Below are 15,920 nucleotides of genomic sequence, written 5' to 3'. Positions count from 1 at the left end.
CGCTGGTCACATGTCTGAACCGACCGGTGCCGCCCGCCGACGCGGGCCCTTCAAGGTCGGGGACCAGGTCCAGCTCACCGACCCCAAGGGACGCCACTACACCTTCACGCTCGAGGCCGGAAAGAACTTCCACACCCACAAGGGTTCTTTCCCGCACGACGAGCTGATCGGTGCTCCCGAGGGCAGTGTGGTCCGAACCACGGGAAACGTCGCCTACCTCGCGCTGCGCCCCCTGCTCCCCGACTACGTCCTGTCCATGCCCCGCGGCGCCGCCGTGGTCTACCCCAAGGACGCGGGGCAGATCCTGGCGTTCGCCGACATCTTCCCCGGCGCCCGCGTCGTGGAAGCCGGCGTCGGCTCCGGCTCGCTCTCCACCTTCCTGCTCCGCGCCATCGGCGACCAGGGCATGCTGCACTCGTACGAGCGCCGTGAGGACTTCGCGGAGATCGCCCAGCAGAACGTCGAGCGCTACTTCGGCGAGCCGCACCCCGCGTGGCAGCTCACCGTCGGCGATCTCCAGGACAACCTCTCCGACACCGATGTCGACCGGGTCATCCTCGACATGCTCGCCCCCTGGGAATGCCTGGAGGCCGTCTCCAAGGCGCTCGTCCCCGGCGGCATCCTCTGCGCCTACGTCGCGACCACCACCCAGCTCGCCCGGACCGTCGAGTCCATCCGCGAGATCGGCTGCTTCGCCGAACCGCAGCCCTGGGAATCGATGATCCGCAACTGGCACGTCGAGGGGCTCGCGGTCCGCCCGGACCACCGCATGATCGGCCACACCGGCTTCCTCGTCACCGCGCGCCGCCTGGCCGACGGTGTGGAGGCCCCGCTGCGCCGCCGCCGGCCCGCCAAGGGCGCGTACGGCGAGGACTACGACGGTCCCGGCAGCCAGAGCGGCTCCTCCTCCCGCGGCTGACCCGGCACAACGCACCGGCGCCGCCGCGGAGTTCCCGGACCGAACCGGGAACTCCGCGGCGGCGCCTATTCGTTGCCCGTGCGGAGGCTGCCGCTGCGGGGCTGTGCACGGAATCCGAATCCGTACCGACCCCAGCGTTCCACTGCCCTGTGAGGTGTGGCACGATGCTGGCCACCCCCACTCCACGGCTGACGCCCCGCCTTCCCGGCATCGCCGCACCACAGGAACCACAGGAGACATCCCGCGTGCAGACCTCCGAGCTCCCGGACCTCGCGCACACCGACAGCAGGCCGATGCAGTGGCTCGTGACCGCGACCGCCATGGCCGCCGTCGTCGCGGCAGCGGGCATGCTCCAGCCCGATGCCGCCACCGCCTCGGCCTCGCCCCCGCACCGCACCGCCGCACAGCACGGCACCGCGCCCGCGGCCGCCCCCGATCCGGCCCGGGCGACCTTCCCGCTGGACTGCGGGGCGGTGGGGAGCACCGTCGCCAAGCAGGTCGCCGGTGACCTCGACGGCGACGACCGGCCGGAAACCGTCGCCGTGGTCCACTGCGCGGCCGGATCCGGCACCCCTCCGAGCGGTGTCTACGTCCTCACGCAGGGAAGCGGGGCCGCACCCCGGGTCGTTGCGACCCTGGTGGACCCCGCCCAGAAGATGAGCATCGGCGACTTCACCGTGCGTGACGGAATCATCTCCGCCACGCTCCTCGGCTACTCCTCGCCCGAGACCCCGCGCTGCTGTCCCGACCAGCAGGAAAAAATAACCTGGCAGTGGCGGAACGGCGCCTTCGTCCGCGCCGTGCAGAGTGAAGCGAACAGCACCTGACCGGTCACTTCCCGTACCCGGCAGGCCGGAGCCGACGGATCAGGCTGCGTCGGGGCCGTAGACCTCGACCCTGTCCGAAACGCGACGTACATGAATGCAGTCGCCCGGGCACTCCTTGGCCGAATCGACCACGTCCTGAAGCAGCGGAAGCGGAACGGGTGTCGTCGCCCCCTTGTCCTGCAGCAGCTCGTCGTCGCCGCTCTTCACGTACGCCAGACCGTCGATGTCCAGCTCGAAGACCTCGGGCGCGTACTGCACACAGATCCCGTCTCCCGTGCAGAGGTCCTGGTCGATCCAGACCTCCAGGTCCTGCGTGTCGCTGCCGGTGGGAGCGTCCTGCTGCACGGTCATTTCTCCTGCCGTTCCCTGCGTTTGCGAACCAAAAAAAGCCAGCCCTGACGGGTGTTGACCGGTTCGACGATACAACCGGCCGCTTTCCGATGTTGAACGGTGGGTATTCCCCTGGCGTGAGGGAGAGCGCAAGGGTGAAGATCGGACACGTCCCGCAGTCTTTGTGATCTAGGGGTTTCAATCATCACCCACCCAGGTAGGGTCAGGAAGCGTCCAGCTCCCCTTGGAGGAGGTGAGGACCGTGGCAGCCCACGACGACGACATCAACCGCGGCATCCGGCCCGGGCGGGGGTCCGAAGACCCAGCCGGCCAGGTCGCCTATCTTGAGCAGGAAATCGCCGTCCTGCGACGTAAGCTCGCCGACTCTCCGCGCCATACGAGGATTCTCGAAGAGCGGATCGTCGAGTTGCAGACGAACCTCGCAGGCGTGTCCGCACAGAACGAGCGGCTCGCCAACACCCTGCGCGAGGCCCGCGACCAGATCGTGGCCCTCAAGGAGGAAGTCGACCGGCTCGCACAGCCGCCGGCCGGCTTCGGAGTCTTCCTGCAGGGCAACGAGGACGGCACCTGCGACATCTTCACCGGGGGCCGCAAGCTCCGGGTGAACGTCAGTCCCAGTGTCGAGATCGACGACCTCCGGCGCGGCCAGGAAGTCATGCTCAACGAAGCGCTCAACGTGGTCGAGGCCATGGAATTCGAGCGGGCCGGGGACATCGTCACCCTCAAGGAGATTCTTGAGGACGGCGAGCGCGCCCTGGTCATCGGGCACACCGACGAGGAACGGGTGGTACGGCTCGCCGAACCGCTCCTCGACATCAACATCCGGCCCGGCGACGCGCTCCTGCTCGAACCCAGGTCGGGTTACGTCTACGAAGTGGTCCCGAAGAGCGAGGTCGAGGAGCTCGTCCTCGAAGAGGTTCCGGACATCGACTACGACAAGATCGGCGGCCTGGGCGACCAGATCGAGCTGATCCGGGACGCGGTCGAGCTGCCCTACCTCCACCCCGACCTTTTCAAGGAGCACGAACTGCGGCCGCCGAAGGGCATCCTGCTCTACGGTCCGCCCGGCTGCGGCAAGACGCTCATCGCCAAGGCCGTCGCCAACTCCCTGGCCAAAAAAGTCGCGGAAGTCACCGGCCAGCCCGCCGGAAAGAGCTACTTCCTCAACATCAAGGGTCCGGAGCTCCTCAACAAGTATGTCGGCGAGACCGAGCGGCACATCCGTCTCGTCTTCCAGCGGGCCCGCGAAAAGGCCGGCGAGGGTACCCCCGTCATCGTCTTCTTCGACGAGATGGAATCCCTCTTCCGCACCCGCGGATCCGGTGTCAGCTCGGACGTGGAGAACACCATCGTCCCCCAGCTGCTCGCCGAGATCGACGGCGTGGAGGGCCTGGAGAACGTCATCGTGATCGGCGCCTCCAACCGCGAGGACATGATCGACCCGGCGATCCTGCGGCCCGGCCGTCTCGATGTGAAGATCAAGATCGAGCGTCCGGACGCGGAAGCGGCGAAGGACATCTTCGCGAAGTACCTCACGCCTTCGCTGCCGCTGCACGCCGACGATCTCGCCGAGCACACGGGTTCCAAGGAAGCCGCAGCTCACGCCATGATCCAGTCCGTCGTCGAGCGGATGTACACCGAGTCCGAGGAGAACCGCTTCCTCGAAGTCACGTACGCCAACGGCGACAAGGAAGTCCTGTACTTCAAGGACTTCAACTCCGGCGCGATGATCCAGAACATCGTCGACCGGGCCAAGAAGATGGCCATCAAGGCCTTCCTCGACCAGGGCCAGAAGGGCCTTCGCGTCTCCCATCTCCTCCAGGCGTGCGTGGACGAGTTCAAGGAGAACGAGGACCTTCCCAACACCACCAACCCCGACGACTGGGCCAGGATCTCCGGCAAGAAGGGCGAGCGGATCGTGTTCATCCGTACCCTTGTCACCGGAAAGCAGGGCGCAGACACCGGTCGATCCATCGACACGGTGGCAAACACCGGGCAGTACCTGTAGAACGCAGACAGGCTGCGGATGCCCGGCCGGGCATCCGCAGCCGGTTGCTTTCCGGACAGCTCCCACGACACCGGAGCAATGACGTAATTGATCTCCCCACCAGCGCAGAGGCGCTCTAGGCTCTTCCGTACCGCCCAGTCGCGCAGTGCGGGGACGGGCACCGCACACGCACCGGACAAGCAGCGGTACTTGAGCGCCGATCCCGGAAGGGAACGCCGCCGGGCAAGGAGGGCCGCATGACCGTACGGCGAGTAATGGGCATCGAGACGGAGTACGGCATCTCCGTGCCCGGACACCCCAACGCCAATGCCATGCTCACCTCGTCCCAGATCGTCAACGCCTACGCGGCGGCGATGCACCGGGCGCGACGCGCCCGCTGGGACTTCGAGGAGGAGAATCCGCTGCGCGACGCGCGAGGCTTCGACCTCGCCCGCGAAACCGCCGACTCCAGCCAGCTCACCGACGAGGACATCGGCCTCGCCAATGTCATCCTCACCAACGGTGCCCGGCTCTACGTCGACCACGCACACCCCGAATACAGCTCGCCGGAGATCACCAACCCGCGGGACGCCGTCCTGTGGGACAAGGCCGGCGAACGCGTCATGGCCGAGGCCGCCGAGCGCGCGGCCCAGCTCCCCGGCGCCCAGCCGATCCACCTCTACAAGAACAACACCGACAACAAGGGCGCCTCGTACGGCACGCACGAGAACTACCTGATGAAGCGGGAGACCCCCTTCTCCGACATCGTGCGCCACCTGACCCCGTTCTTCGTCTCCCGCCAGGTCGTCACCGGCGCGGGCCGCGTGGGAATCGGCCAGGACGGCCACGAGCACGGCTTCCAGATCAGCCAGCGGGCGGATTACTTCGAGGTCGAGGTCGGACTCGAAACGACCCTCAAGCGCCCCATCATCAACACCCGCGACGAGCCCCACTCCGACGCCGAGAAGTACCGCCGTCTCCATGTGATCATCGGTGACGCGAATCTGTCGGAGATCTCCACCTATCTGAAGCTCGGCACCACGGCGCTCGTCCTGTCCATGATCGAGGACGGCTTCATCAATGTCGATCTGGCCGTCGACCAGCCGGTGCGCACCCTGCACCAGGTCTCCCACGACCCGACCCTGCAGCATCTGATCGCGCTCCGCAGCGGCCGGACACTCACCGCGGTACAGCTCCAGATGGAGTACTTCGAGCTGGGCCGCAAATACGTCGAGGAGCGGTACGGGGCGGACGCCGACGAGCAGACCAAGGACATCCTGATCCGCTGGGAGGACACCCTCAACCGGCTGGAGAACGATCCGATGAGCCTGTCGGGCGAGCTCGACTGGATCGCCAAGCGGGAGCTCATGGAGGGCTACCGACGCCGCGACGGCCTGGACTGGGACGCGGCCCGGCTGCACCTGGTGGACCTCCAGTACGCGGATGTGAGGCCCGAGAAGGGCCTCTACAACCGTCTCGCGGCCCGCGGGAAGATGAAACGCCTGCTGGACGAGCGCGAGGTCGAGGAGGCCCGTACGAAGCCTCCTGAGGACACCAGGGCGTATTTCCGCGGCCGCTGCCTGGAGCAGTACGCGGACGACGTCGCCGCGGCCTCCTGGGACTCGGTCATCTTCGATCTGCCCGGTCATGACTCGCTGCAGCGGGTCCCCACCCTGGAACCGCTCCGGGGGACCCGTAACCACGTCAAGGAGCTCCTGGACCGCTGTCGCACGGCGGAAGAGCTGGTCCGGGTGCTCTCGGGCGGCTGAAATGGCCGCGATCCGGGAATCATCGAGATGACCCCGGGCGTATGGACAAGTACCGGGCCGATGTCGGACCCCGTAGGTAGGGTCTGATCAAGTGCTTCGAACCGAGCGGGGTGAGCTATATGGCGACCAAGGACACCGGCGGCGGACAGCAGAAGGCGACACGCTCCACCGAGGAGGTCGAGGAGCAGGCGCAGGACGCGCAGGCCTCCGAAGACCTCAAGGAGCGGCAGGAGAAGCTGAGCGACGACGTCGACTCGGTGCTGGACGAGATCGATGACGTCCTCGAAGAGAATGCAGAGGACTTCGTCCGTTCATTCGTTCAGAAGGGTGGACAGTAGTTCACCGATGTGAACGACCGGGGAGCGGTGCGGCGCGCGCGGTACGGGAGAAGGCCATCCCGTGCCGCGCGGGCACAGCTGCCTCCGCCGCGCATGTGGATCACCGCCACGGGGCGGGTAGGGTCCGTGGCGTAACCGCATCAACTGCAATTCGGCCATCGGCAAGTTGGGGGATGATCCTGACACCTTGCGCAGGGCCATCGCATACCTGGAGGGAAACGCGTGGAAGCCAACACTCGTAGCACCGGGCGTCTACCAGCTGCCTTCCTGACGCCGGGATCCTCTTCGTTCATGGACTTCCTGTCCGACCATTCTCCCGAGATGCTCCCGGGCAACCGGCAGCTGCCGCCCCTGCAGGGGGCGATCGAGGCGCCGCACGGGACGACCATCGTCGCCGTGACGTTCGCCGGTGGTGTGGTGCTCGCCGGCGACCGGCGGGCGACCATGGGCAACATGATCGCGCAGCGCGACATCGAGAAGGTCTTCCCGGCCGACGAGTACTCGGCGGTGGGCATCGCCGGTACGGCCGGCCTCGCCGTGGAGATGGTCAAGCTCTTCCAGCTGGAACTGGAGCACTTCGAGAAGGTCGAGGGGGTCCAGCTCTCCCTGGAGGGCAAGGCGAACCGGCTCTCCACGATGATCCGCAGCAATCTGGCCATGGCCATGCAGGGCCTCGCCGTGGTTCCGCTCTTCGCCGGCTTCGACGTCGACCGCGAGAAGGGCCGGATCTTCTCGTACGACGTCACCGGTGGCCGCTCCGAGGAGCAGGGATACGCGTCCACCGGCTCCGGATCGATCTTCGCCCGCGGGGCGATGAAGAAGCTCTACCGCGAGGACCTGACGGAGCAGGAGGCGCTCACCCTGGTCGTGCAGGCGCTGTACGACGCAGCGGACGACGACTCGGCGACCGGCGGTCCCGATGTGGCCCGGCGGATCTATCCGATCGTCACCGTCATCACCGACGAGGGCTTCCGGAGGCTCGCCGATGCGGAATCCTCCGACATCGCGCGGTCGATCCTGGAGCGCCGGATGGAACAGCCCGACGGCCCGCGCGCCGCGCTGCTCTGATCCGGACCCCGGGGCTTCTTCGATGCACTCGTCACTGACAGAAAGGGACGGATAGCCGGTGTCGACGCCGTTCTATGTCTCACCTCAGCAGGCCATGGCCGACCGGGCGGAATACGCCCGGAAGGGCATTGCCCGTGGTCGCAGCCTGGTTGTGCTGCAGTACGCCGACGGCATTGTGTTCGTCGGCGAGAACCCGTCCCGTGCGCTGCACAAGTTCAGCGAGATCTATGACCGGATCGGTTTCGCCGCCGCCGGTAAGTACAACGAGTACGAGAATCTGCGCATCGGCGGCGTCCGTTACGCCGATCTCCGCGGATATACCTACGACCGTGATGATGTGACGGCCCGTGGGCTGGCCAACGTCTATGCGCAGACCCTGGGCACCATTTTCTCCAGTGCGGCGGAGAAGCCGTACGAGGTGGAGCTGGTGGTCGCCGAGGTGGGCACCGAGCCCGAGGGTGATCAGATCTACCGGCTGCCGCACGACGGCTCGATCGTGGACGAGCACGGCTCGGTCGCGGTGGGCGGCAATGCGGAACAGATCAGTACGTTCCTGGATCAGCGCCACCGGGACGGAATGACGCTGGCGGAGGCGCTCAAGCTGGCTGTGCAGGCACTGTCCCGTGATCCCAATGGGAGCGAGCGGGAGATCCCCGCGGAGCGGCTCGAGGTGGCGGTCCTGGACCGTACGCGACCTCAGCAGCGCAAGTTCAAGCGGATCGTCGGGCGGCAGCTGGCGCGGCTGCTGGAGGCCGACGGCGGGGCCACGCCGACGGATGCCCCGTCGGACCTGGAGGACGGCGAGGGGGGCGAGGCTCCCACCGATGTCACGAAGTCGTCGGGGGCTGCCGAGTCCGGGGAGCCGCCGGCGTCCCCGGAGTAGTCCTGCCGGATGTCCTTGTGCCCCGGTCCACCGTTCGCGGCGGGCCGGGGCATCGTCATGAACGGGGCGGGGGCCCGGAGGAGCCGCGGACGACCAGGTGCACCGGCAGGCTGCCGGGTTCGGCCGGAGAGCCGTCGAGCACGGACAGGAGGGCGGTCATGCCGCGCTCGCCGACCTGCTCGGCGGGGAGCTGAACGGTGGTGAGTTCGGGTTCGACGGCGGTCGCCAGAGCCAGGTCGTCGAAGCCGGTGACGGAGAGGTCGTCGGGGACCCGCAGGCCGAGCCGGCGGGCGGCCTTGCAGGCGCCCGCGGCGAGGATGTCGTCGTCGCAGATGATCGCGGTCGGCCGGGGGCCGGGGGCGGCCAGAGCGTGTTCCGTGGCTTCCCGGCCGGCCCGTACGTCGAGCGCCGCCGGAACGGTCCGTACGGAGGCACCCGGCACGGTCCGCAAGGTGTCGTGGACGGCCCCGGCGCGAACGGCGAAGGTCCAGGAGTCGATGGCCGACGCCAGGTGCAGGAAGCGGCGGTGGCCGAGGGTGAGCAGATGGTCCGTCACCTGTCGCATGCCGTCGGCGATGTCGAGGTTGACCCGGGCCGCGACGCCGGTGTCCGCGGGGTCGCTGTCCAGCATGACCAGAGGCAGGTCGGCGCCGCGCAGGGCGTCCAGCGCATCGGCGGCCATGGACGAGGCGATGACCCCGTCGAGGGCGGCGCGGGCGGAGGCGAAGGGGTCCCTGGCCGGGCCCGTGCCGTCGGGGGAGGGGTAGAGGACGACCCCGAAGTCGTGTTCGGCGGCGACGGCGGCGGCGCCGGTGTAGACGCGCGCGAAGAATTCGTTGGTGAGCGCCGGGACCACCAGCAGCGCGGTCCTGGTGCGGCCGAGGCGGAGGCTGCGGGCGGCGAGATTGGGCCGGTAGCCGAGGTCCTGGGTGGCGGCGCGGACGCGCTCGGCGGTCGCCTCGGAGACCCTGCCGCGCCATTTGCCGCCGAGGACGAGCGAGACGGTGGCCTGGGAGACGCCTGCGGCCCGCGCGACGTCGCGGCTGGTGGGCCGGGCCGGGGCGGGCTGGGATGCGCTGGTCACGAGGGACCTCCGGGCTGGGCGGGTGCGGTGCTGGTGCGGACGGTGAGGTGGACCTGAGGACAGGGCACATGGTACGTATGAAGCTCGACGTTATACGTAAAACCTCAAGGTGTCCGGAAGGCCCTCGGGGGAGAGGGGCGGACATGGCCGCGGGATATCTGGACATCCTCCGGGCGCGGCATGCCGCACGGCTGCTGATCGGCACGCTGGTGGGGCGGCTGCCGAGCGGCACCGCCCACATCGCGATCGTCCTGTTCACCCGGGCCGAGGGCGGCAGCTACACCCTGGCGGGGGCACTCGCGGCGGTGTACGGCCTGGCCACGGCGGTCGGGCAGCCCCTGCTGGGCCGGGCGGTGGACCTGTACGGCCAGCCGCGCGTCCAGCTCCCCGCGGCCGTCGTCTCCGCGCTGGGCATGTTCCTGCTGGCTCTGGTGGGCCTCGGATCGCTTCCGCTGGCGTACGGGGCCGTGATCGTGGCAGGGGTGTTCACGCCGCCGCTGGAGGGCGGCCTGCGGGCGCTGTGGCCGACGGTCCTGGGGAGGGAGGACCGGGTGCACCGGGCGTACGCCATGGATGCGGTGGCCCAGGAGGTCATGTTCACCGTGGGCCCGCTGCTGGTGACGGTGCTGGTCTCGCTCTGGTCGCCCGCCGCCGCGCTGTTCGTCATCAACACCATAGGAGTGCTGGGTGCGCTCTCCGTGGTGGTGTCGGAGCCCTCCCGCACCTGGCGTTCGGCGCCCCGCGAGGCGCACTGGCTGGGCGCGCTGCGCTCGCCGGGGCTGCTGGCGCTTCTCGGTTCCTTCTTCTTCGTCGGGCTCGCGCTGGGCTCGATCACGGTGGCGGGCGTCGCGTACGCCGACGACCACGGCCGGGAGGCGGTCTACGGCTGGCTGATGGCCGCGCTCGGCCTCGGCGCGCTGATCGGCGGGGCGGTGTACGGCGCACGCCAGTGGGCCGGGGCGCCGGAGCGCCGGCTGCGGGTCGTCGTCGCGCTGCTGGCCCTCGGCTATCTGCCGCTGATGCTGACACCCGGTGTGGTGGCGATGACCGCCCTGGCCGCGCTCGCCGGGGTGTTCCTGGCGCCGGCGATCGCGTGCTCGTTCATCGTCGTGGACCGGCATGCTCCGCGGGGCACGGTGACGGAGGCGTTCTCCTGGCTCGTGACGACGTTCGGGGTGGGTGCGGCGGCGGGAACGGCCGTGGCGGGCCCGGCCGTCGAGCTGGGCGGTACGGCGTGGAGCTTCGCCGTCGCGGGGGCCGGTGGAGTGGCCGCGCTGATGGTTCTGCTGGCGACGGGAAGGGTCCTCGCAGTTCCCGGGCGTACGGACGTTTCCGTGCAGGGATCGGAAAATGATCGAAACGGTGCTGTCCAACCCGGTTTCAGCTCGGGCCATCAGGCGTAATGTTCAGTCATGGACCGCCGCATTTTCGGGCTGGAGAACGAGTACGGCGTCACGTGCACGTTCAGGGGACAGCGCCGACTGTCTCCTGACGAAGTGGCGCGCTACCTCTTCCGCCGTGTCGTGTCATGGGGCCGCAGCAGCAATGTCTTTCTGCGGAACGGCGCCCGCCTCTACCTCGACGTGGGATCGCATCCGGAATATGCAACCCCCGAATGCGACAATCTGACCGAGCTGGTCACCCACGACAAGGCCGGCGAGCGCATTCTCGAAGGCCTGCTTGTCGATGCCGAACGCCGCCTGCACGAGGAGGGAATCGCGGGCGACGTCTATCTCTTCAAGAACAACACCGATTCGGCGGGAAACTCCTACGGGTGCCACGAGAACTACCTCGTGGCGCGGCACGGAGAATTCTCCCGGCTCGCGGACATCCTCATTCCCTTCCTCGTCACGAGGCAGCTGCTCTGTGGCGCGGGCAAGGTGCTGCAGACCCCGCGCGGCGCGGTCTACTGCGTCAGCCAGCGTGCCGAGCACATCTGGGAGGGCGTCAGCTCCGCGACGACGCGCTCCCGTCCGATCATCAACACCCGCGACGAACCGCACGCGGACGCGGAGCGGTACCGCCGCCTCCATGTCATCGTCGGTGACTCCAACATGTCCGAGACGACGATGTTGCTCAAGGTCGGCGCGACGGACCTGGTGCTCCGCATGATCGAAGCGGGCACGGTGATGCGTGATCTGACGCTGGAGAACCCGATCCGGGCGATCCGTGAGGTCAGTCACGACATCACGGGACAGCGCAAGGTACGCCTCGCCAGCGGCCGCGAGGCGTCCGCCATCGAGGTGCAGCGGGAGTACTACGAGAAGGCCGTGGACTTCGTCGACCGCCGCGGCATCCGCACCGGCACCGTCGAACAGGTCCTGGAGCTGTGGGGCCGTACGCTCGACGCGATCGAGACCGAGGACCTCGACCGGATCGGGACCGAGATCGACTGGGTGATGAAATACAAGCTCATCGAGCGGTACCGGGCCAAGCACAACATGACGATGTCGCATCCGCGGGTCGCCCAGATAGACCTCGCCTACCACGACATCCACCGGCGGCGCGGGCTGTACTACCTGCTGGAGCGCAAGGGGCAGGCCGCCCGCATCTGCAACGACCTGAAGATCTTCGAGGGCAAGTCCGTGCCCCCGCAGACCACCCGGGCGCGGCTGCGCGGTGACTTCATCCGAAGGGCCCAGGAGCAGCGGCGGGACTTCACCGTCGACTGGGTCCATCTCAAGCTCAACGACCAGGCGCAGCGCACGGTGTTGTGCAAGGACCCGTTCCGTTCCGTGGACGATCGAGTGGAAAAGCTGATTGCGGGTATGTGAGCCGGCGCAGGACGCGCCTCGGCTCTCTTGTGCGACTCGGGCCCCGTACGTCCTCGTACGGGGCCCTGTGCACGCCCTAGAGTGTCGGGGACCCAACCAACTGTGCCGTCTGAGATCTGAGGAACCAGTGCGCCGACTTGCCGGCCTTCTCGTTGTCCCCCTGCTGCTGCTGACAGCGGCGTGCGGCGGCGACGACAAGGGATCCGACTCCGCTTCAGCCTCCGCCTCGAAGAACGCATTCCCCGCGATCACCGCGGGTGCGAAGTTCGGCGAGAAGCCCACCCTGTCCAAGGGAGAGGGCGATCCTCCCAAGGATCTGAAGACGCGTGTCGTCAGTGAGGGAAAGGGCGCGGCGCTGAAGAACGGCGACGCGATCCAGGTCAACTACCTCGGACAGGCGTGGGACTCCACGAAGCCGTTCGACAACAGTTTCGACCGTAAGCAGCCGTTCGATCTGACCCTCGGTGCCGGCATGGTCATCAAGGGCTGGGACCAGGGGCTCCTGGGGAAGAAGGTCGGCAGCCGCGTCCAGCTCGTCATCCCGCCGGACCTCGGTTACGGTGCGCAGGGGCAGGGCGACATCAAGCCGAACGCCACCCTCGTCTTCGTCGTGGACATCCTGAAGGCGACGCACATCCCGGCGTCGGCCGAGGGCACTGCGGTCGCCCAGGACAACAGCGAGCTGCCGAAGGTGGGCACCAACACCGACGGCAAGGCTCCGACGGTCAAGATCCCGGAGAAGACCGACCCGCCGACGAAGCTCGTCTCCAATTACATCCTGGAGTCCAAGGGCGAGGTCATCAAGGAGACCGACAGCGTTGTCGTGAACTACGTGGGCCTGCTGTGGAAGGACGGAAAGACGTTCGACAGCACGTACGCCACGGGCAAGACCCAGACCTTCCCGCTGGCCCAGGTGACCCTCAAGGGGCTGAAGAACGGGCTGATCGGCAAGAAGATCGGCAGCCGTGTCCTGCTGGTCATCCCGCCGGACCAGGCCTTCGGCGACAAGGCGCAGCAGTCCATCCCCGCCAAGTCCACCCTGGTGTTCGCGGTGGACCTGCTGGCGAAGATGTAAGACTGTCCCGGTTGCCCAGTTATTCATGTGGAGGAGCAGTTCAGTGAGCATCGAGAAGCCCGAGATCGACTTCCCGGGCGGCGAGCCGCCGGCCGACCTGGAGATCAAGGACATCTGGGAGGGCGACGGTGCGGTCGCCAAGGCCGGCGACATGGTCAAGGTCCACTACGTGGGCGTGGCTTTCTCCACCGGCGAGGAGTTCGACGCCTCGTGGAACCGCGGCACCCCGCTGCAGTTCCAGCTCGGCGTCGGTCAGGTCATCTCCGGCTGGGACCAGGGCGTGCAGGGCATGAAGGTCGGCGGCCGTCGCCAGCTGACCATCCCCGCGCACCTCGCGTACGGTGACCGCGGCGCCGGCGGCCGTATCGCCCCCGGCGAGACGCTGATCTTCGTCTGCGACCTGATCGCCGTCTGATCCGTCCCGCGGACACATCACGAGGGCCCGTGCCGGACTGCACGGGCCCTCGTTCCGTGGAGCGTGGGCCCCAGGAGGGTGCTGAAGATCTTGGCCGCTCTCGCGCGCCGAGATCTTCAGCACCCTCCTGGCTTTTGTCCGGACACTCCGGAGCGGTACGGTCGAGGGTCGTAGAGCACGTAGAGAAAGGGCGCCGATGGCGATTGCCAAGGCCGAGCGGCTGATGAACCTGGCGCTGTGCCTGCTGGGGACCCGGCGCCCGCTCAGCAAGCGCGAGCTGCGCGGTTCCATCGAGGCCTATCTGGAAGCGGGCTCCGACGAAGCCTTCAACCGGATGTTCGAGCGGGACAAGGACGATCTGCGCGAGCTCGGTCTGGTCATCGAGACCGTGGAGAACCTGGACGGCGACATCGGCTACCTGGCCCGCCGGGACAGCAACCGGCTGCCGCCGATCACGCTGGACGCCGAGGAGGCCGCGGCGCTGGGGCTGGCGGCAAAGGTGTGGCAGCAGGCCCGGCTCGCGGGCGCGGCCAGTGGCGCGCTCCAGAAGCTCCGGGCCGCCGGGATGCCGGAGGCCGAGGACGCGTACGAGGTGCACAGCGCCCTCGAACCCCGTATCCCGGTCCATGAGGCAGCGTTCGAGCCGTTGATGCTGGCGTGCCGCGACCGCCGTCCGGTCACCTTCGACTACCGCAAGGCCAATGCCGCCCGCCCGGAGCAGCGGCAGGTCGAGCCCTGGACGCTCGAGTGCTGGCGCGGTCACTGGTATCTGGCCGGCTGGGACCGTGACCGTCGTGCCGAGCGGGTGTTCCGCCTGTCCCGGATCACCGGCCGGGTCCGTTCACGGGCCGGGGTGTTCACCGCCGAGGTGCCCGACGTGGTGACCGTCCGGGAGACCGTCGAGAGCTGGGCGGGGGAGACGGCGACCCGGACCGCGCTGATCCGGTTGCGGTCCGGCTCCGGATACCCGCTGCGCTCGCGGGCGATATCGGTGCGGGAACTCGGCGACGGCTGGGATGAGTTGGAGATTCCGTACGGACACGGTCTCGACGCCTGGCTCGTCGAATTCGGCCCGGACGTGGTCGTGCAGGAACCCGCGGATCTGCGGGCCGATGTGGTCGACCGGCTGCGCGCCGTGGCCAAGGACTGAGGAGGGACCGTATTCATGGCGACGAACGCGATCGACCAGACGCGCCGGATGCTGTCCCTCGTGACGTATCTGAGGGAGCGCCCCGGCGCCCATGTGCAGGACGTGGCCCGGGCCTTCGGGATCACCGAGGACGAGCTGATCTCGGACCTCGACGTCCTGCCCATGTGCGGGACGAGCTTCCGCGGCGGCGATCTGCTGGACATCGACACCGACGGTGACCGGATCTGGTGGCACAACCCGGACGACGTGGCGGAGCCGCTGCGGCTCGCGGCGGACGAGGCGACGGCCCTGCTGGTTGCGGCGCGCGCCGTGGCGACGCTGCCGGGGCTGCGGGAGAGCGACCGGCAGGCACTGCTGCGGGCCACCGCCAAGCTGGAGACGGCCGCCGGTGAGGTCGGGGCGGCGAGCTCCCGGCTCTCGGTCACCTTCGAGTCCGAGGGCGGCGTCTTCGCCGATGTCGACCGGGCGATCTCGGAGCGGCGCCGGCTCTGGCTGCGGTACTACTCACCCGCGCGCGACGAGCTCACCGAGCGCGAGGTGGACCCGATCCGGCTGTTCGCCGTGGGGCATACGTACATGGAGGCCTGGTGCAGGTCCTCCGAGGACCGGCGTACGTTCCGGCTCGACCGGGTCGCCGAGATCCGGCTGCTGGACGAGCCGTCCGCACCGCCAGAGCTGGAACTGCGGGACCTGTCCGAGGGACTGGTGCAACCGGCGGCCGAGGACCCCGAGGTGGTGATCGAGGTCGGGCCCGGTGGCCGGTGGGTCGCCGAGTACTACCCGCACGACAGCGCGGAGGAACTGGCCGACGGCGGACTGCGGATCACCTTGCGCACGCCCGATCCGGCGTCGCTGCGCAGGCTTGCGCTGCGGCTCGGCGGGGAAGGGCGCATCGTCGCCCCGCCGGAGCTGGCGCAGAGCGCGCAGCAGGCGGCGCGGGCAGCGCTCGCCGCCTACGACGGCCCTGCCTGAGCGGATACCTGAGGAGATATGAGCAATATGTCTGTGATGTCGGGTATCTCAACTGTGGTGGTTCCGGAGTCCGTACGGTTCAAGGCGGCCTGCCCGGACTGCCGCGGGCGCTTCGAGCTCGCGGCGGGCGCCCTGCGCCTCGCCATCGGCTCCAGCCGTCGCACCACGTTCTACTCGTTCACCTGCCCCGAGTGCGGCGCCGCCGTCCGCAAGCCCGCCGGGGAGCGGATAGTGGAACTCCTCACAGGTGGGGGCGTGCGGACTCTGCGCCTCCACACCAGCCTTCAGAACCCCTGACCCACGGACTC

Annotated in this window: 17 protein-coding genes; 15 read left to right on the top strand and 2 right to left on the bottom strand. The window is 68.5% G+C overall.

Annotated features, from left to right (window positions below):
- The first annotated feature begins 10 nt into the window (after positions 1–10).
- Both ACFU8W_RS13890 and ACFU8W_RS13885 read left to right on the top strand, forming a co-directional pair.
- Complete coding sequence (locus ACFU8W_RS13890; RefSeq protein ID WP_037700492.1) at positions 11–919, top strand: tRNA (adenine-N1)-methyltransferase; 909 nt, start codon at positions 11–13, stop codon at positions 917–919.
- Positions 920–1,164: 245 nt separating this feature from the next.
- Entirely contained in the window at positions 1,165–1,746 is a 582-nt protein-coding gene (locus ACFU8W_RS13885; protein ID WP_384035912.1) for a hypothetical protein, read from the top strand.
- Between the two features lie 39 nt (positions 1,747–1,785).
- On the opposite strand, the gene ACFU8W_RS13880 is transcribed toward ACFU8W_RS13885, so the two are convergent.
- Positions 1,786–2,097 (bottom strand): ferredoxin, encoded by a 312-nt coding sequence (locus tag ACFU8W_RS13880; protein ID WP_327247296.1) that lies wholly within the window; start codon positions 2,095–2,097, stop codon positions 1,786–1,788.
- Between the two features lie 241 nt (positions 2,098–2,338).
- Here ACFU8W_RS13880 and arc point away from each other — a divergent pair, with 241 nt between their 5' ends.
- The 6 genes from arc to prcA all read left to right on the top strand — a co-directional run bounded on the left by arc (position 2,339) and on the right by prcA (position 8,142).
- Entirely contained in the window at positions 2,339–4,105 is a 1,767-nt protein-coding gene (gene arc / locus ACFU8W_RS13875) for a proteasome ATPase (protein WP_345513030.1), read from the top strand.
- A gap of 236 nt (positions 4,106–4,341) precedes the next feature.
- Positions 4,342–5,853 (top strand): depupylase/deamidase Dop, encoded by a 1,512-nt coding sequence (gene dop / locus ACFU8W_RS13870; protein ID WP_384035907.1) that lies wholly within the window; start codon positions 4,342–4,344, stop codon positions 5,851–5,853.
- 119 nt (positions 5,854–5,972) lie between these two features.
- Positions 5,973–6,191 carry a ubiquitin-like protein Pup gene (locus tag ACFU8W_RS13865; RefSeq protein WP_016325855.1) on the top strand — a complete coding sequence of 73 codons (219 nt, stop codon included), beginning with the start codon at positions 5,973–5,975 and terminating at the stop codon, positions 6,189–6,191.
- Between the two features lie 166 nt (positions 6,192–6,357).
- Complete coding sequence (locus tag ACFU8W_RS13860; RefSeq protein ID WP_376344573.1) at positions 6,358–6,462, top strand: hypothetical protein; 105 nt, start codon at positions 6,358–6,360, stop codon at positions 6,460–6,462.
- A complete protein-coding gene (gene prcB / locus ACFU8W_RS13855; RefSeq protein ID WP_345513032.1) occupies positions 6,414–7,259 on the top strand; it encodes a proteasome subunit beta in 846 nt (281 codons plus the stop codon). The genes ACFU8W_RS13860 and prcB overlap by 49 nt, the downstream gene beginning before the upstream one ends.
- Before the next feature lie 58 nt (positions 7,260–7,317).
- Entirely contained in the window at positions 7,318–8,142 is an 825-nt protein-coding gene (prcA, locus tag ACFU8W_RS13850) for a proteasome subunit alpha (protein ID WP_345513034.1), read from the top strand.
- Positions 8,143–8,197: 55 nt separating this feature from the next.
- Here the strand turns inward: prcA and ACFU8W_RS13845 are convergent, their stop codons facing one another.
- Positions 8,198–9,226, bottom strand: a complete 1,029-nt coding sequence (locus ACFU8W_RS13845) for a LacI family DNA-binding transcriptional regulator (protein WP_384035902.1) — start codon at positions 9,224–9,226, stop codon at positions 8,198–8,200.
- Positions 9,227–9,369: 143 nt separating this feature from the next.
- Here ACFU8W_RS13845 and ACFU8W_RS13840 point away from each other — a divergent pair, with 143 nt between their 5' ends.
- The 7 genes from ACFU8W_RS13840 (at position 9,370) to ACFU8W_RS13810 (ending at position 15,909) form a co-directional block, all read left to right on the top strand.
- Positions 9,370–10,629, top strand: a complete 1,260-nt coding sequence (locus tag ACFU8W_RS13840; RefSeq protein WP_384035899.1) for an MFS transporter — start codon at positions 9,370–9,372, stop codon at positions 10,627–10,629.
- A gap of 9 nt (positions 10,630–10,638) precedes the next feature.
- Positions 10,639–12,000 carry a Pup--protein ligase gene (pafA, locus tag ACFU8W_RS13835; protein ID WP_266987634.1) on the top strand — a complete coding sequence of 454 codons (1,362 nt, stop codon included), beginning with the start codon at positions 10,639–10,641 and terminating at the stop codon, positions 11,998–12,000.
- Positions 12,001–12,127: 127 nt separating this feature from the next.
- The gene (locus ACFU8W_RS13830; protein ID WP_384035895.1) at positions 12,128–13,075 is read left to right on the top strand and encodes an FKBP-type peptidyl-prolyl cis-trans isomerase; all 948 of its coding nucleotides are present in this window, start codon (positions 12,128–12,130) and stop codon (positions 13,073–13,075) included.
- A 43-nt stretch (positions 13,076–13,118) separates the two neighbouring features.
- Complete coding sequence (locus ACFU8W_RS13825; RefSeq protein ID WP_345513039.1) at positions 13,119–13,490, top strand: FKBP-type peptidyl-prolyl cis-trans isomerase; 372 nt, start codon at positions 13,119–13,121, stop codon at positions 13,488–13,490.
- 196 nt (positions 13,491–13,686) lie between these two features.
- Entirely contained in the window at positions 13,687–14,640 is a 954-nt protein-coding gene (locus tag ACFU8W_RS13820) for a WYL domain-containing protein (RefSeq protein ID WP_345513040.1), read from the top strand.
- A 15-nt stretch (positions 14,641–14,655) separates the two neighbouring features.
- Positions 14,656–15,612 carry a YafY family protein gene (locus tag ACFU8W_RS13815; RefSeq protein ID WP_266987641.1) on the top strand — a complete coding sequence of 319 codons (957 nt, stop codon included), beginning with the start codon at positions 14,656–14,658 and terminating at the stop codon, positions 15,610–15,612.
- A gap of 18 nt (positions 15,613–15,630) precedes the next feature.
- A complete protein-coding gene (locus ACFU8W_RS13810; RefSeq protein WP_266987643.1) occupies positions 15,631–15,909 on the top strand; it encodes a hypothetical protein in 279 nt (92 codons plus the stop codon).
- Positions 15,910–15,920 lie beyond the last annotated feature (11 nt).

Source organism: Streptomyces sp. NPDC057565, assembly GCF_042801455.1.
Classification (GTDB): domain Bacteria; phylum Actinomycetota; class Actinomycetes; order Streptomycetales; family Streptomycetaceae; genus Streptomyces; species Streptomyces yanii.
Note: the sequence above shows the minus strand (reverse complement) of the source record. Positions and strands in the feature narration are given on the sequence as shown.

Excerpts from the sequence above, each read along its gene's own strand:
- dop (WP_384035907.1), top strand. The coding sequence starts at position 4,342 with ATGACCGTACGGCGAGTAATGGGCATCGAGACGGAGTACGGCATCTCC.
- ACFU8W_RS13815 (WP_266987641.1), top strand. The coding sequence starts at position 14,656 with ATGGCGACGAACGCGATCGACCAGACGCGCCGGATGCTGTCCCTCGTG.
- pafA (WP_266987634.1), top strand. The coding sequence starts at position 10,639 with ATGGACCGCCGCATTTTCGGGCTGGAGAACGAGTACGGCGTCACGTGC.
- ACFU8W_RS13820 (WP_345513040.1), top strand. The coding sequence starts at position 13,687 with ATGGCGATTGCCAAGGCCGAGCGGCTGATGAACCTGGCGCTGTGCCTG.
- ACFU8W_RS13840 (WP_384035899.1), top strand. The coding sequence starts at position 9,370 with ATGGCCGCGGGATATCTGGACATCCTCCGGGCGCGGCATGCCGCACGG.
- ACFU8W_RS13810 (WP_266987643.1), top strand. The coding sequence starts at position 15,631 with ATGAGCAATATGTCTGTGATGTCGGGTATCTCAACTGTGGTGGTTCCG.
- ACFU8W_RS13880 (WP_327247296.1), bottom strand. The coding sequence starts at position 2,097 with ATGACCGTGCAGCAGGACGCTCCCACCGGCAGCGACACGCAGGACCTG.
- ACFU8W_RS13865 (WP_016325855.1), top strand. The coding sequence starts at position 5,973 with ATGGCGACCAAGGACACCGGCGGCGGACAGCAGAAGGCGACACGCTCC.
- ACFU8W_RS13890 (WP_037700492.1), top strand. The coding sequence starts at position 11 with ATGTCTGAACCGACCGGTGCCGCCCGCCGACGCGGGCCCTTCAAGGTC.